Annotated in this window: 1 protein-coding gene; it reads right to left on the bottom strand. The window is 48.0% G+C overall.

All coding sequences use genetic code 11. From position 1 onward, the window contains the following. Nucleotides 1–254: ATP-binding cassette domain-containing protein (locus RYX56_RS23820; RefSeq protein WP_317124315.1), on the bottom strand; the 254-nt coding region annotated here is incomplete at both ends.

Here is a 254-nt window from a genome sequence, read left to right on the forward strand (position 1 = left end):
GTTGTCGGCTCATCCAAAATATAGAACGATTTGCCGTTTGAACGGCGATGCAGCTCAGAAGCGAGCTTCACACGCTGGGCCTCCCCACCCGATAAGGTCGTTGCCGGCTGTCCCAACTTGACGTAGCCAAGTCCGACATCGTAAATCGTCTGCAGCTTGCGGCTGATTTTTGGAATGTTTTCGAAAAACTTCAAGGCATCCTCAACCGTCATATCGAGAACATCGGCAATATTTTTTCCTTTATACTTTACTTC

The organism is Alkalihalophilus lindianensis, assembly GCF_032843265.1.
GTDB lineage: Bacteria > Bacillota > Bacilli > Bacillales > Bacillaceae_D > Alkalihalophilus > Alkalihalophilus lindianensis.